This is a genomic window from Gemmata sp. (assembly GCF_051859125.1).
GTDB lineage: Bacteria > Planctomycetota > Planctomycetia > Gemmatales > Gemmataceae > Gemmata.
Genome location: NZ_JBHYGG010000242.1, coordinates 20,168 through 36,375, shown reverse-complemented (window position 1 = coordinate 36,375; position 16,208 = coordinate 20,168). Strand labels below are relative to the sequence as shown.

Genomic DNA, 16,208 nt, shown 5'->3' with positions numbered 1-16,208 from the left:
CGGGGCTTCTCAGCGTCATTGCCCCTGCTGTGGGTTTTCAAACCCCGCGGCGTAGCGTAAGCTGTTCGAGACGAACCGCGTTCGCACCCGTACGGGACTAGGCGGAGCCGGCCGGCGCGTGACGGGCCGAAACGCGGTAGGCCGATGGTCGCAGTGGCAGGGGCCACTTCCGCCACACGTTCTCCTGATTCCGGGCCGCAGCGGTTGCCCGCGGCGGGGCTGTCTCGGTGGGTGCTGCAGTTGGACCTGTCGCGGTCCCGCGTGCCCCGGCTCGCTCGCCTCCCCACACGTTCGTTTGCTGAGTCACGTACGGCTCGAACGATCTGGAGCCCGGTGGTGGTACTGCTCGGGCCCTCGTGACCGCGCCCGGTCGCCCGCAATCAGACGAATGAACAGCCCCCTTCCCGGTCAGCAGCCGCAATTGGGCGAAATCATGCAACAGCCGGATCAGCTCCTCGACCGACCGGTTCCCGCCCCCCAGAGCGCATCCGCCGATTGGAAAACGGAGCTCCTCGCCGCCGACGCCCGGTCGCGAAAAATTCTCGCCGCGATCGCGGCGTTTCGCGACGGCGACTTCTCCGCGCGGCTCCCGGCGGACTGGTCGGGAACAGACGGGCGCATCGCGGAGGCGTTCAACCAGACCATCGGGCACGAGGACCGCATCGCGCGGGAGGTGGCGCGGCTGAGCGTGACGGTCGGCAAGGAGGGGCGGATCAAGCAGCGCATGTCGGTGCCGGGGGCGGTCGGCGGGTGGGCGGAGAAGGTCGACTCACTGAACACCCTGCTCGACGACCTGGTGCGCCCGACGGCCGACGTCGCCCGCACCATCGGGGCCGTGGCCAAGGGCGACCTCGGACAGTCGATGGACCTGGAGGCCGACGGCCGCCCGCTCCAGGGCGAGTTCCTCCGCTCGGCGAACCTCGTCAACACGATGATCGAGCAACTCTCGGTCTTCACGTCGGAGGTCACCCGCGTCGCCCGCGAGGTCGGCACCGAGGGCAAGCTCGGCGGCCAGGCCCAGGTCTCCGGCGTGGCCGGCACGTGGAAGGACCTCACCGACAACGTCAACTCGATGGCGTCCAACCTCACGGGCCAGGTCCGCAACATCGCCGAGGTGACGATCGCCGTGGCCAGCGGCGACCTGTCCAAGAAGATCACCGTCGACGTGCGGGGCGAGATCCTGCAGCTCAAGGAGACCATCAACACGATGGTGGAGCAACTCCGGTCGTTCGCGTCGGAAGTCACCCGCGTGGCCCGCGAGGTCGGCACCGAAGGGCGGCTGGGGGTGCAGGCCGTGGTGCCGGGCGTCGCGGGCACGTGGAAGGACCTGACCGACTCGGTCAACGCGATGGCGACCAACCTCACGGCCCAGGTCCGCAACATCGCGACCGTGACCACCGCCGTGGCCCGCGGCGACCTGAGCCGCAAGATCACCGTCGACGTGAAGGGCGAGATCCTCGAACTCAAGGAGACCATCAACACGATGGTCGACCAGTTGAACGGGTTCGCGTCCGAGGTGACCCGGGTGGCCCGTGAGGTCGGCACCGAGGGCAAGCTCGGCGGCCAGGCCCAGGTGGGCGGCGTGGCCGGCACGTGGAAGGACCTCACCGACTCGGTCAACTCGATGGCCTCAAACCTGACGGGTCAGGTTCGCAACATCGCCGAGGTGACCACCGCCGTGGCGAAGGGCGACCTGAGCCGCAAGATCACCGTCGACGTGAAGGGCGAGATCCTCGAGCTGAAGAACACCATCAACACGATGGTCGACCAGTTGAACGGGTTCGCGTCCGAGGTGACCCGCGTGGCGCGTGAGGTCGGCACCGAGGGCAAGCTCGGCGGCCAGGCCGAGGTCCGCGGCGTGGCCGGCACGTGGAAGGACCTGACCGACAACGTCAACTTCATGGCCTCCAACCTCACGGGTCAGGTCCGCAACATCGCCGAGGTGACGACGGCCGTTGCCAACGGCGACCTGTCCAAGAAGATCACTGTCGACGTGAAGGGCGAGATCCTCGAGCTGAAGAACACGATCAACACGATGGTCGACCAGCTCAACGGGTTCGCGTCCGAGGTGACCCGCGTGGCGCGTGAGGTCGGCACCGAGGGCGAACTGGGCGGCCAGGCCGAGGTGCGAGGCGTGGCCGGCACGTGGAAGGACCTCACCGACTCCGTGAACGCGATGGCGACCAACCTGACGGGCCAGGTCCGCAACATCGCCGACGTCACCACCGCCGTGGCCAACGGCGACCTGTCCAAGAAGATCACCGTCGCGGTGCGCGGAGAAATTCTTGAGCTGAAGAACACGATCAACACGATGGTGGACCAACTCAACGGCTTCGCCGGCGAGGTGAGCCGGGTGGCCCGCGAGGTCGGCACCGAGGGCAAGCTTGGCGGCCAGGCCCAGGTGCCCGGCGTCGCGGGCACCTGGAAGGACCTGACCGACAACGTCAACTCCATGGCGTCGAACCTCACGGGTCAGGTCCGCAACATCGCCGACGTCGCCACCGCCGTGGCCAACGGCGACCTGTCGAAGAAGATCACCGTCGACGTGAAGGGCGAGATCCTCGAGCTGAAGAACACGCTCAACACGATGGTCGACCAGCTCAACGGGTTCGCGTCCGAGGTGAGCCGGGTGGCCCGCGAGGTGGGCACCGAGGGCAAGCTCGGCGGCCAGGCCCAAGTCCGCGGCGTGGCGGGCACGTGGAAGGACCTGACGGACAACGTCAACTCCATGGCCAACAACCTGACCGGCCAGGTCCGCAACATCGCCGACGTCACGACCGCCGTGGCCCGCGGGGACTTGAGCCGCAAGATCACGGTCGAGGTGAAGGGCGAGATCCTGGAGCTGAAGAACACCATCAACACGATGGTCGACCAGCTCAACAGCTTCGCGTCGGAGGTGACCCGGGTGGCCCGCGAGGTGGGCACCGAGGGCAAGCTCGGCGGCCAGGCCCAAGTCCGCGGCGTGGCGGGCACGTGGAAGGACCTGACGGACAACGTCAACTCCATGGCCAACAACCTGACCGGCCAGGTCCGCAACATCGCCGACGTCACGACCGCCGTGGCCCGCGGGGACTTGAGCCGCAAGATCACGGTCGAGGTGAAGGGCGAGATCCTGGAGCTGAAGAACACCATCAACACGATGGTCGACCAGCTCAACAGCTTCGCGTCGGAGGTGACCCGGGTGGCCCGCGAGGTGGGCACCGAGGGCAAGCTCGGCGGCCAGGCCGAGGTGCCCGGCGTCGCCGGCACGTGGAAGGACCTGACCGACAACGTCAACTTCATGGCGTCGAACCTGACCGGCCAGGTCCGCAACATCGCCGGCGTCGCCACCGCCATCGCCAAGGGGGACCTCTCCTCGAAGATCACCGTCGAGGTGAAGGGCGAGATCCTGCAGCTCAAGGAGACCATGAACACCATGGTCGAGCAGTTGCGTGCGTTCGCCGGCGAGGTGAGCCGGGTGGCCCGCGAGGTCGGGACCGACGGCAAGCTCGGCGGCCAGGCCCAGGTGCCCGGCGTGGCGGGCACCTGGAAGGACCTGACGGACAACGTCAACTCCATGGCCAACAACCTCACCGGCCAGGTCCGCAACATCGCCGAGGTGACGATCGCCGTGGCCAGCGGCGACCTGTCCAAGAAGATCACCGTCGACGTGAAGGGCGAGATCCTCCAGCTCAAGGAGACCATCAACACGATGGTCGACCAGCTCCGCTCGTTCGCGGCGGAGGTGAGCCGGGTGGCCCGCGAGGTCGGGACCGACGGCAAGCTCGGGGGGCAGGCCCAGGTGCCCGGCGTGGCCGGCACGTGGAAGGACCTCACCGACAACGTCAACTCGATGGCCTCGAACCTCACGGGCCAGGTCCGCAACATCGCCGACGTCGCCACCGCCATCGCCAAGGGGGACCTCAACCGCAAGATCACCGTCGACGTGAAGGGCGAGATCCTCCAGCTCAAGGAGACCATGAACACCATGGTCGACCAGCTCTCGGCGTTCGCGTCGGAGGTCACCCGCGTCGCCCGCGAGGTCGGCACCGAGGGCAAGCTCGGCGGCCAGGCCCAGGTCTCCGGCGTGGCCGGCACGTGGAAGGACCTCACCGACAACGTCAACTCGATGGCGTCCAACCTCACGGGCCAGGTCCGCAACATCGCCGAGGTGACGATCGCCGTGGCCAGCGGCGACCTGTCCAAGAAGATCACCGTCGACGTGCGGGGCGAGATCCTGCAGCTCAAGGAGACCATCAACACGATGGTGGAGCAACTCCGGTCGTTCGCGTCGGAAGTCACCCGCGTGGCCCGCGAGGTCGGCACCGAAGGGCGGCTGGGGGTGCAGGCCGTGGTGCCGGGCGTCGCGGGCACGTGGAAGGACCTGACCGACTCGGTCAACGCGATGGCGACCAACCTCACGGCCCAGGTCCGCAACATCGCGACCGTGACCACCGCCGTGGCCCGCGGCGACCTCAACCGCAAGATCACCGTCGACGTGAAGGGCGAGATCCTCGAGCTGAAGAACACGATCAACACGATGGTCGACCAGCTCAACAGCTTCGCCGGCGAGGTGACCCGCGTGGCCCGCGAGGTGGGCACCGAGGGCAAGCTCGGCGGCCAGGCCCAGGTCTCCGGCGTGGGCGGCACGTGGAAGGACCTCACCGACAACGTGAACTTCATGGCCTCGAACCTCACCGAGCAGGTCCGCGGCATCGTGCGGGTCGTCACCGCCGTGGCCAACGGGAACCTGACCCAGCGGCTCGCGGTGCAGGCCAAGGGCGAGGTCGCCGCCCTCGCCGACACCATCAACAACATGACCGACACGCTGGCGACGTTCGCCGACCAGGTGACCAACGTGGCCCGCGAGGTCGGCGTGGACGGGCGGCTCGGGGGCCAGGCCAACGTCCCCGGTGCCGCCGGAACGTGGAAGGACCTCACCGGCAACGTGAACCTCCTCGCCGCCAACCTCACGACCCAGGTGCGGGCCATCGCCGAGGTCGCCACGGCCGTCACCAAGGGGGACCTGACCCGCTCCATCCAGGTCGACGCGAAGGGCGAGGTGGCCGAGCTGAAGGACAACATCAACACGATGATCTCCAACCTGCGGGAGACGACCGAGAGCAACCGCGAGCAGGACTGGCTCAAGACGAACCTGGCCAAGTTCACCGGCATGCTCCAGGGCCAGCGCGAGCTGAACACCGTGGGCCAGATGCTCCTCACCGAGCTGGCCCCGCTGGTCCGGGCGCAGCAGGGCACCATCTACCACCTGAGCGGCACCGAGGAGGGGGCCCAGTTGCGGCTCCTGTCGAGTTACGCGCACGGGGGCGGCGGCCGGCTCAGCGAGACCATCCGCCTCGGCGAGGGGCTCGTCGGCCAGTGCGCGGTCGAGAAGAAGCGGATCCTGCTGACGGACGTGCCGCCGGACTTCGTCACCATCTCGTCGAGCCTCGGCCGGGCCAGCCGGGTCAGCGTCGTCGTACTCCCCGTGCTCTTCGAGGGGGAGGCCAAGGCGGTGATCGAGCTGGCCGCGTTCCACGGGTTCACCGAGGTCAACCTGACGTTCCTCGACCAGCTCACACAGTCCATCGGCGTCGTGCTCAACACCATCGAGGCGACGATGCGGACGGAGGGGCTGCTCACCCAGTCCCAGCAGCTCACGGCCGAGTTGCAGTCCCGGCAGAGCGAGCTCCAGAACACCAACGAGGAGCTGGGCACCAAGGCGCGGCTCCTCGCCGAGCAGAACGCCGAGGTCGAGCGGAAGAACGCCGAGGTCGAGCAGGCCCGCCACGCGCTCGAGGAGAAGGCGGCCGAGCTGGCGCTCACCTCGAAGTACAAGTCCGAGTTCCTGGCGAACATGAGCCACGAGCTGCGGACCCCGCTCAACTCCATCCTCATCCTCAGCCAGCAGCTCGCCGAGAACTCGACGGGCAACCTCACCCCCAAGCAGATCGAGTTCTCCCGGAACGTCAACTCGTCCGGGTCCGACCTGCTGCACCTCATCAACGACATCCTGGACCTCTCGAAGATCGAGTCCGGCACGGTGACCGTCGAGGTCGAGGAGATCTCGTTCGCCGGACTCCGCGACAACATCGACCGCAACTTCCGGCACGTCGCCGAGGCGAAGAACCTGCCGTTCCGCGTGCAGTTCGCGGACAACCTGCCGCCGTACATGGACAGCGACCCGAAGCGGCTCCAGCAGATCCTCAAGAACCTGCTGTCCAACGCCGTCAAGTTCACCGCGCAGGGCCACGTCGACGTGCGGGTCGCGCTCGCCACGCAGGGGTGGACCCCGGACCACCCGGTGCTGGGCAAGGCCGCCCAGGTCGTCGCGTTCGCCGTCGAGGACACCGGCATCGGCATCGCGCCGGAGAAGCAGCGGCTCATCTTCGAGGCGTTCCAGCAGGCCGACGCCGGGACCGCCCGCAAGTACGGCGGCACCGGCCTGGGCCTGGCCATCAGCCGCGAACTGGCCGTGCTGCTGGGCGGCGAGATCAAGCTCGTCAGCGTCCACGGGCAGGGCAGCGTGTTCACCCTCTACCTGCCGGTCCACTACGCCGGCCCCAACGGGGCGGCGCCCGCGGCGACCAGCGGGGCCGCGGCCCCCCGCGAACTCACCGTCCTGCCCGTCGCGCGCGAGGAGCACGTCGAGGACGACCGCAACACGATCAAGGACGGCGACCCGGTCCTGCTCGTCATCGAGGACGACCCGCACTACGCCCGCATCCTCCTGGGCCTCGCGCGGGACAAGGGGTTCAAGGGGCTCGTGGCCGCCAAGGGGGCCGCGGGCCTGTCCCTCGCCCGCCAGTACCACCCCGCGGCCGTCTCGCTCGACATCTTCCTCCCGGACATGCTCGGCTGGACGGTGCTCAACCAGCTCAAGCTCGACCCGGCCACGCGGCACATCCCGGTCCAGATCGTGACCCTCGAGGAGGAGCGGCAGCACGGCCTCGCGCACGGGGCGTTCGCCTACCTGGTCAAGGCGCCGACCACCAAGGGCCTGGAGGCGGCGTTCGACCGCATCAAGGACTTCACCGCGCCCCGCGCCAAGCGGCTCCTGGTCGTCGAGGACCACGACATCGAGCGGCGGGCGATCGTCGAGCTGCTCGGCCACACGGACATCGAGGTGGTCACCGCGGCCACCGGCGCGGAGGCCCTGGGGGTGCTCCTCACGGGGCCCGTCGACTGCATGGTGCTGGACCTGCGGCTGCCCGACATGACGGGGTTCGAGCTGCTCGAGCGGATGCACGCCGAGCCCGCCCTGGCCGACGTGCCGGTCGTCGTCTACACCGGCAAGGACCTGGCCGCGGACGAGAAGACGCAGCTCAAGGCGCTGGCCAAGAGCATCGTCCTCAAGGACGTCCGGTCGCCCGAGCGGCTGCTCGACGAGACCGCCCTGTTCCTCCACCGGGTCGTCACCGACCTGCCGCCGGAGAAGCAGCGGATGCTCGAGCAGCTGCACAGCTCCAAGGAGGTCCTGCGGGGCCGCAAGGTGCTCGTGGTCGACGACGACGCCCGCAACATCTTCGCCCTGACCTCCCTGCTCGAGAACCAGGAGGTGGAGGTGGTCAGCGCGACCAACGGCCGCCAGGCCATCGACCTCCTCAAGAGCACCCCCGACCTGAGCATGGTGCTGATGGACATCATGATGCCCGAGATGGACGGGTACGAGACGATGCGGGAGATCCGCAAGGCGCCCGAGTTCAGCACGCTCCCGATCCTCGCCCTCACCGCGAAGGCGATGAAGGGGGACCGCGAGAAGTGCCTCGACGCCGGCGCCAGCGACTACATCGCCAAGCCGGTGAACACCTCCCAGCTCCTGTCCCTGATGCGGGTGTGGCTGTTCCGGTGACGCCGGGCCGGGGCCGGGGGCGGCCCTCGCCGAACCGCACCGGTGAAAGGCCGCGGCCCCGCGGGGGGAGGGCCCCGGGCTCCTGAAGATCCCTACGAACCCGGGCCCCGGGGGCCGTACACTGCCTACCGGGAGCTGACCGCCGCCGTTCCGCCGCGACGACCCTGGCACCACCGCGCCGCATTCATGAATCAACCGATTAACATTCTGATCGTCGACGACGAGGCGAAGAACCTCATCGTCCTCGAAACCGTCCTGAGCGACCCGGGCTACCGCCTGGTCCGGGCCGGGTCGGCGGACCAGGCGCTGCTCGCGCTCGTCGCCGAGGAGTTCGCCCTCCTCATCCTGGACATCCGGATGCCCGGCATGAGCGGCTTCGAGCTGGCCCAGATGATCAAGGACCGCAAGAAGACCGCCCGCGTGCCCATCATCTTTCTGACCGCGTACCACAACGAGGACCAGCACGTCCTGGAGGGCTACGAGGCCGGCGCCGTGGACTACCTCCACAAGCCGGTGAACGCGGCCGTGCTCCGCTCGAAGGTCGCCGTCTTCGCCGAGCTGCACCGGAAGAACCGCGAGGCCGTCGCGGCCAACCGCGCCCTGCTCGCCGAGGTGGCCGAGCGGCGCCGGGCCGAGGAGCGCCTGCGCGAGTTGAACGAGACGCTCGAGCAGCGCGTGGAGGAACGGACCCGGGCCCTGCGGGAGAGCGAGCACTTCCTCCAGCGCGTCACCGAGGTGACGCCGGGCGTGATCCACATCTTCGACGTGGAGGAGCGCCGCAGCGTCTTCGTCAACCGCTCGGTCGCGGCCGTGCTGGGGTACAGTGCGGCCGAGGTGCAGGCGGCCGGGTCCGGGGCCCTGCCGGCCCTGATGCACCCCGACGACGTGCCGCGGTTCGAGGAGCACCTGCGGGTCGTGGGCACCCTCGCGGACGGCGCGGTCGTGGACTTCGAACACCGGCTGCGCGACCGGGCGGGCGAGTGGCACTGGTTCCACAGCCGGGACGCCGTCTTCGCCCGCAACGCGGCGGGGGGCGTGCGGCAGATCATCGGCACGTCGATCGAGATCACCCAGCGGAAGCGGGCCGAGGAGGGGGTCGCCGACCTCAACCGCCGGCTCGAGCACCGCGTCCGCGAGCTGCAGACGATCCTCGAGGTGAGCCCGGTCGGGATCGCCGTCGCCGGGGACCCGGAGTGCCGCACCGTCTGGGCCAACCCCGCCCTCCGCGCGCTGCTCCGGATGCCCGAGGGGTCCGACCCGTCCGCGGGGCTGGGGGCGGGCGAGCGGCCCCCGTTCCGGGTGCTGCGGCAGGGCGCGGAGGTGCCGCCCCAGGACCTCCCGATGCGGCGGTCCGTCGCCAGCGGCCGGCCGGTGATCGACGAGGAGCTGCACGTGGTGTTCGCGGACGGGACGACCCGCGTCCTGAGCGAGAGCTCGGTCCCCCTGTTCGACGCCGCCGGCACCGTCCGGGGGTGCATCGGGTTCCACACCGACCTGACCGAGCGGAAGCGCGTCGAGGCGGTCCTGCAGGACGCCGACCGGCGCAAGGACGAGTTCCTGGCGACCCTGGCCCACGAGCTCCGCAACCCGCTCGCACCGATGCGGAACGCCGCGCACGTCCTCCACGTCAAGGGGCCGCCGACCCAGGAGGTGCGGTGGGCCAGGGACGTCATCGACCGGCAGATCCGGCAGATGGCCCGGCTCATCGACGACCTGATGGACGTGTGCCGGATCAACCAGGGCAAACTCGAACTCAAGCGGGAGCGCGTCGAGTTCGCGAAGGTGGTGCAGGGGGCGGTCGAGGCGAGCCGCCCCCTGATCGACCAGATGGGCCACGAACTCGCGGCCACGCTGCCGACCGAGCCCGTGGTCCTCGAGGCCGACCTGACCCGGCTGGCCCAGGTGTTCCTGAACCTGCTCAACAACGCCGCCAAGTACACGGAGCGGGGCGGGCGGATCGACCTGCGGGCGGAGCGGCAGGGCAGCGACATGGTGGTGTCGGTCCGGGACACGGGCATCGGCATCCCGGCCGACAAGCTCCCGACCATCTTCGAGATGTTCTCCCAGGTCGAGGGCGCGTTGTCCCGGTCGCAGGGGGGCCTCGGCATCGGCCTGTGCCTGGTGAGGCGGTTGGTCGAGTTGCACGGCGGGTCGGTCGAGGCCAGGAGCGAGGGGGTGGGCAAGGGCAGCGTGTTCACCGTCCGCCTGCCGATCGTCCCGGACCAGGCCCCCCTCCGCGGGGCGGACCCGGTCGACGCCATGCCGACCTCCGCCCTCCGCATCCTGGTGGCCGACGACAACCGGGACGCCGCCACGAGTCTGGCGGTCCTTCTCAGGATGATGGGCAACAGCGTCCACACGGTGTTCGACGGCGAGGCGGCGGTCGCGGCCGCCGCGGAGTTCCAGCCCGACGTGGTCCTGTGCGACATCGGCATGCCGAAGCTGAACGGGTACGAAGCCTGCCGCCAGATCCGGGCGCAGGGGTTCGGGAGGAACGTGGTCCTCATCGCCGTGACGGGGTGGGCCCAGCACGAGGACCGGCGGAAGTCGCAGGAGGCGGGGTTCGACCACCACATGGTGAAGCCGGTGGACCCGCAAACCTTGATGACGATGCTGTCCGGGTTGAACGGCGTGAGGGCGTAACGGGGCGCGCTCGGGCGTGCGCCCGCCCGTTGGCCGGAGCGACGGTTGGCGTCGTGGGCGGCCACTCCCGCCCGCGGCCGTGCGCTCGCGTGCCACCTCCAACGGTGCCCGACAAATCCCTACGAGTGGTGAGGGTCGCGCGCGAAGTGGGACCAGTGAGTTCGTGGCGTGGCCCGCGAGGTCGTCGCGTGGTGTGGTCGGGGCGGTCGCCGGGGCGGTCGCCTACCGGGCCTCGGCTTCGGCTCGCCCCGAGGCGTCGCGAAGCCCCACCGCCGTGAAGAATGAGAAGCCCCTGGTTTCCCAGGGGCTTCCGAGTGTCCCGTCGCCAACTCAGCGGAGAGGGCGGGAATCTCCCAACCCCACTTTTTGCCCCACCCGATGACTACCGCCTGATCGCACTGATCCACTGGAAAAACAAGGCGTTCGCAGCATCCTATCGACCGAGCTACGAGCCCGGCTCGAGGGCCATTGTAGGGGCCATAACGGGTTCCGTGTGCACCAAACGTGCACCAACTGTGCACCGCGTAAACGCGGAGAAGGGTCCTCCAACAGCGACGGCACCCGCCTCCTCACGGGTGCCGCGAAACCATGTCGTCGAACTCAGCCCGGGACATCACGTAGCGTCTCCCACCTCGCCTTCACCGCTTAGAGCAGCGGGCGGATGTGGTCGAAGTACCGCCGCATCTCCCCGTGGACGTCGAGGCTCGTGTAGCGGTTCAGGATGTCCTTCGTGCTGTGCGACGTCAGGTACGTCAGCTCCAGGTGGGCGAGCTTCGCCCCGGTGCTCATGGACGTCGTCACCGACGACCGGAGCGTGTACAGCGTCGCCCCGTTACTGATCCCCGCCGCGGCCAGGAGCGACTTGAACTCCCAGTTCATGGCGTCCTCCGAGGCCCCTCCCAGCTCCCGGAGCAGGCGGCGGAAATGTAACTTCCGGGCGTGGTCGGTCTGCACGACGCCGGACTTCGCGGCAAGCAGCCGCTCGTCGAACAGGGTCTTCAACTCCTCCAGTGAGGCGACGCCCTGCGCGTCGGTGTCGAACACACGGCGGCTCCGCAGCAGCGGCCCGCCCCCACGATCGCCGATCGCCGTGATGAGGATCGGACGCAACTCGTCCGGGAACGGCAGCCGGAACGACACCTTCTTCTTGGTGAAGTTGACGTCCCCCAGGTTCACCCCGAACAGCAACTCCTGGTGATCGAAGTCGACGTCTTGGATGAGCAGTCCGACCGCCTCGTCGGGCCGCATGGGAAGGATCAGAGAGGGGGCGAGGGTGCAGAGCTGCCAGCAGTCCATCCGCCCCACGAGCCTGGCCCGCACCTCCACCGGCAGTCCGCGGCGGTCTGCACCCCGACCTGCTTCCGCTTGGCCGTCAGGAACTCATCAGCGAGTTGGCGGAAGGTGAGCCTCGGCACGGGCGAGTCCGAGAGTTGCCTCGCCCGTGCTTCGCTCGGCGGCCGGTACGCGCCGTCCTCGACGGCGTTCAGGAGCCGGCGCAGGTTCCGAGCGGCGGTCGCCGTGTCGTTGCCGAGTGTCTCCCCGAAGTACCGGCCGTTCCAGCGTCCCCTGGCGAGGTAGCGCTCGCCCCGCCGCCAGACGTACACCGTCTTCCCGCTCGCAGTCTCGTGGGCGTGGCCGCCCAGGAGTTCGCCTTGTGTCATCCGACGACCGCCACGTCTTTCTCCGACTCGTTCGTTCGCGTCCTGAGTAGCTGGTTGCACGTGTTCATCTCATCTCACTCGTCTACCAGGGAGCACTTGCTGATCATCGCGGTGCGCTCCCCCCTGCTTCGCGGGCATCGAATCGGGATTCGTCGTACCGTGGCAGGGAAACCGCCACATTGGTCAGCGTACTCGTGCGGAAGTGGGGACGGCGAGCGTTCCAGCGTTCCCTAAATGGGAACGCTGGGTCGAGTTGAATGGAAAGATGGGTCACTCGCTGCGGCGATAGCGGGCCGGCTTCTTTCGGGTGAAGCCGCTGTACTCGCCGCGGGCTTCCAGCCAGCGCAGTACGAGCCGCCCGATCGTCCTTTGAACCATCGCCTGTTTGACGACGACATCGGGGATCGCTGTCCTCCCTTCGGGTAAGTCGCTGATCGCCTTCCGAAGGTCTCCGAGGACTTCCGCGAACCGTTCCTCGGTGATGTCCAGGTCGCTCGGCGGGGCCGCAGCGGCCACGGGGATCGTCGGGGTGGGGTGGAACCCGATCGGGGCGGGCAGGTACTGCGCCGCACCCATGGCCTGGAGCAGACGGCGGACGCACCACAGCCACTCGTGGACGGTGGCCACGCCGTCGGCGAGTGACAGCCCCTCCTCGCACAGACGGTCGCTGAACGTTGCGGAGTCCCTGGCCCACTCCTCGACGTGGTACTCGGTCAACCTCGACCGGATGTCGCACACGTACTCGACGGCTCGTCGGTGGAGTCCGGGGAACGGTTCCCAGCGGGCATCGTCCTCGCAGCGGATCGGCGGGTCATCGACGACGCTCGCCAGGGCGAAGAGTTCACGGTCGTTGAGGGGTAACAGGATCTTGTCGCCGGTCACCCCCGCCCACACGTGATCGGCGAGCGGGCCGGGTAGCGACGCAACTCCCCGCCCCAGCCACTCGGCGAGGGTGAGGCCTTGAAACCCGCCGTAGTCGAGTTTCGGGAGCGGCGGCCGGGGCCGTTCGGGGAGCGCACGAAGGTGGGGCCGGAACTGGCCGAGGACGTAATCGCACAGGTCGAGGCTGTACTCGTGGAGTTGCTGACCCGCCATCCGCACCCCCGGCCGAGGTCACTCGGCTGCTCCCGGTGAATCGTGAGCCGGGGTAGGTGTTCTTCGAGATGGAGGGGCCGCGCAACTGGGGCGTGAAAAAGTAGCCGGGGTGCCGGTCATCCCGGCACTCCGGCCTCGGCTCTGCGTGGGCAGAACCGGCCGGTAGCGGCGGCTGTGCCGCACGCCCCACGGGTGTTACCCCGACGGACGTGACTGGACCCGGCCCCGTTTACGGAACCCGATCCAGGCGTCGCGTGCTTCCTGTGCGAGCCGCCGGACTTCCTGTGGGGTGGCAAGCTCCCGGAAGCCGTACTCGGCGGCGTCGGACAGGATCGTCGCGACGTCGGCCTCGCCGGTCTCGAAGGCCGGGCCGCACGAGGTGATCCACCCTTCCAGTGCCCGCCTGGCGGTCTGGTCCGGGTGGCCGGTCTCGTGCGCCCTTTCCAGACCCCGCCGCAGTTGACCCCGTGCCCTCTTGCCGAGGCCGTGGGTCAACTTCTTCTCCCCGAGTGAGAGGGTGAAGCCCAGGAGTTGGGCCTCGTCCCCGTTCTTCAGGTCGAACACGCCGTCCTCGCCCTTCAGGGACATGCCCAGCGGGGCGAGGTGCTGGCGGATCGCGGCGAGGGCCTGTTCGCCCTCGGCCACACTCCGGCACAGGCGGCAGACGTTGTCCGCGTACCTGTTCCAGAGTGGATGCTTCAGTGTACCCGCAGCGGGCACGTCGAGGTAGTCGTGAAAAAGGCCGTTGAGTCCGGTCGGGGAGTAGTTGTTCCCCTGCGGCATCCCGCGGGTGCGGGAGGGGTCGTCGCCGGCCAGTACCGTCCTCACGAGCCACAGCACCTTCTTCTTCTCGTCCCGCCGCGTCACCTGGGTCCGGCCGGTGACCGGCGGGGCGTTCGTCCCGATCCGGTCCAGGAGCCGGAGGTGGCAGTCCAGGACCGGGTCGAGCGGCGTTTTCTCAAAAGCACTTTTTACATCGTCGATCGCCAGCACCGAGAACCCGGTCAGTTCCATCACCTCCTCGACCGCCAGCAGCATGCCCCAGGCGTTCCGCCCATGCCGGAACCCCCACGAGCAGTCCAGGAAGATGTCCTCCCAGAACGGCGACAGTGCCTCGTACGCGGCCCTGGCCAGGACGCGGTCCAGGAGCACCGGGATCGACAGCGTCCTCGTTCGGGTGGTGCCGGGCTTGGGGATCTCGACCAGCCGGGCGGGCTGCGGCCGGTACGAGAACGTCATCACCCGCCGCGACAGGTCCGCGAGCAACTCGCCGGTCTCGCCGGGGCTCAGGTCCGGGTAGCACAGCCCGTCGATGCCCGGAGCCTGTCCGCCCTCGCGGCGAAGCTCTCGGTAGCAGTGGTACAGGTTGTCGCGGTCGGCGATCATCGCGACCGTGACCGGGAACACGGAGTCCACGGTGAGTTGCCGCCGCCGCCGTGCCCGCCGCTCGCGGTAGTGGTCTTCGGGCGTCTTCGCCGGCCTGCGGCGGCGGTTCCAGAAGTCGCTCATCATGCCCGCACCTCCGGCCGCTCGGCCAGGAAGCGGTCCAGCGGCGACAACGCAGGTTCGCCGACAATGCTCCACCCGGACGCCCGGTACGCTGCCTTCCGGTTCCCGGCGGCGGTGCGGAGTGCCGGGTGGTGGCGGTCCGCGGTGTCGATGACCAGGAGGCGGTTTTCCGTCCCGTGCGGGACGACGAGGTGGTCGTCCGGGACCGGCGGCAGCCCGCGGCCGGCGTCGGCCCGCACGAGGACGTCGATCAGCCCGACGGTCGGCAGCCCGGCGGGAGTGGCGATCACCAGCTCGGCGTCGTCGGCGCACCCGCTCCGCGTCAGCGTCAGTTTCTGTTCGGGCTTCAGGCCCGCCCGAAACAGGTCGCTTCCGCACGCAATCGGCGCGTCCGACAGGTAGTCGGCCAGGGCGAGGGCGTGTTCGACGTTGGCCGCCAGCAGTACGACGCGGCCTCCGTGCCGTCGAAGACGAACATCGGCTAGTTGCGGGAGTTGTTCCCGTACCTCTGCGGACCGGCCCGCGGCGAGCAGGCCGGCGAGTCGAGCCATCCGCCGGTTGCGGACCGGGTGCTGCCAGACGCCGGAGCGCATGAGGCGAACCGGGTCGTCGTCCTGTACCCGCGGCCCGCCCTCGACGCGGACGAACGCGGCCTCGATCCGCCGGACGACGTGGCCGTGGCGGGGGACGACAACTTCGTCGGTGCCGAAGAGGGCCGTGGCGAGCGACCGGGTGTACGGCGGCAGTTCGTGACCGACGGGCATGATCCCGTACAGGCGTGCCCGCCGGGCCTGGCGCAAGGCGTCCACAGGACTGGCCAGCTCCCCGGTGGGGAACAACTCGGCCGGGTCAAGGGCCACGAGCACGGTCCTGGATTCGATCCCGATCGCCCCGGCTCGCGCATAGCCCGCCGTTGCGACCGTCACGCGGCCCGCCATCACCGGGGCGGTGCCCGCGAACAGGGACACGTTGGGGAGAAACGCGAGCAGGCGGTCCCGGAAGTCCTTCGCGTCCCGCCGCCGGGTGGCCATCACCAGGACACGTGCCCGCCGCCAGCCGAGGGCGACCTGCGCGACCAGCCGGGCGGGATCGACGGCCGGGCCGTGGCGCACCAGCCCGCGATCCCGGCCGCTGACGAAGTCGAGCAGGTGCGCGTCGAGGGGGCCTTCGTAGTCGGCCAGCCGACCGGAGTCGGGTGCGGGCCATGCCGGCGGGCGGTCCCCTGTCAACTCCACCTGATGCCCCCGGCGTTCGAGCCAGTCAGCAAGAAGCGGCTCCAGTCCCGCGAAGGTCTGGAGTAGGCGGCGTCCGCGGCGGACGTCTTGCGTCCACACGAGCGGGTGGGGCACCGCCAGCACCCGCCCGCCGTCCGGGTCGGGTACATGCCGAACGGTTAAGAAATCTTCAGCCAGTCCCTCGACCGGCTCCAGTGAGACGTACTGCCCGTCTCGCTGGAGCACCACACGCCC

At 69.2% G+C, this 16,208-nt stretch carries 7 protein-coding genes; 2 read left to right on the top strand and 5 right to left on the bottom strand.

Annotated elements, in window-relative coordinates:
- The first annotated feature begins 433 nt into the window (after positions 1 to 433).
- Positions 434 to 7,831, top strand: coding sequence for a HAMP domain-containing protein (locus tag ACTIGN_RS19915; protein WP_439627024.1), 7,398 nt, complete (start codon positions 434 to 436; stop codon positions 7,829 to 7,831).
- Between the two features lie 186 nt (positions 7,832 to 8,017).
- Positions 8,018 to 10,474 (top strand): hybrid sensor histidine kinase/response regulator, encoded by a 2,457-nt coding sequence (locus ACTIGN_RS19910; protein ID WP_439627022.1) that lies wholly within the window; start codon positions 8,018 to 8,020, stop codon positions 10,472 to 10,474.
- Between the two features lie 645 nt (positions 10,475 to 11,119).
- Here the strand turns inward: ACTIGN_RS19910 and ACTIGN_RS19905 are convergent.
- The 5 genes from ACTIGN_RS19905 to ACTIGN_RS19885 all read right to left on the bottom strand — a co-directional run bounded on the left by ACTIGN_RS19905 (position 11,120) and on the right by ACTIGN_RS19885 (position 16,199).
- Positions 11,120 to 11,770: a hypothetical protein gene (locus ACTIGN_RS19905; protein ID WP_439627020.1), complete on the bottom strand. Its 651-nt coding sequence runs from the start codon at positions 11,768 to 11,770 to the stop codon at positions 11,120 to 11,122.
- Complete coding sequence (locus tag ACTIGN_RS19900; RefSeq protein WP_439627018.1) at positions 11,731 to 12,135, bottom strand: hypothetical protein; 405 nt, start codon at positions 12,133 to 12,135, stop codon at positions 11,731 to 11,733. Before ACTIGN_RS19900 ends, ACTIGN_RS19905 begins: the two co-directional genes overlap by 40 nt.
- Positions 12,136 to 12,405: 270 nt before the next feature.
- On the bottom strand, positions 12,406 to 13,230 hold the full coding sequence (locus ACTIGN_RS19895; RefSeq protein WP_439627016.1) for a hypothetical protein: 825 nt from the start codon (positions 13,228 to 13,230) through the stop codon (positions 12,406 to 12,408).
- Between the two features lie 195 nt (positions 13,231 to 13,425).
- Positions 13,426 to 14,742, bottom strand: a complete 1,317-nt coding sequence (locus ACTIGN_RS19890) for a reverse transcriptase domain-containing protein (RefSeq protein WP_439627014.1) — start codon at positions 14,740 to 14,742, stop codon at positions 13,426 to 13,428.
- The gene (locus ACTIGN_RS19885) at positions 14,739 to 16,199 is read right to left on the bottom strand and encodes a hypothetical protein (protein ID WP_439627012.1); all 1,461 of its coding nucleotides are present in this window, start codon (positions 16,197 to 16,199) and stop codon (positions 14,739 to 14,741) included. Before ACTIGN_RS19885 ends, ACTIGN_RS19890 begins: the two co-directional genes overlap by 4 nt.
- Positions 16,200 to 16,208: the final 9 nt, after the last annotated feature.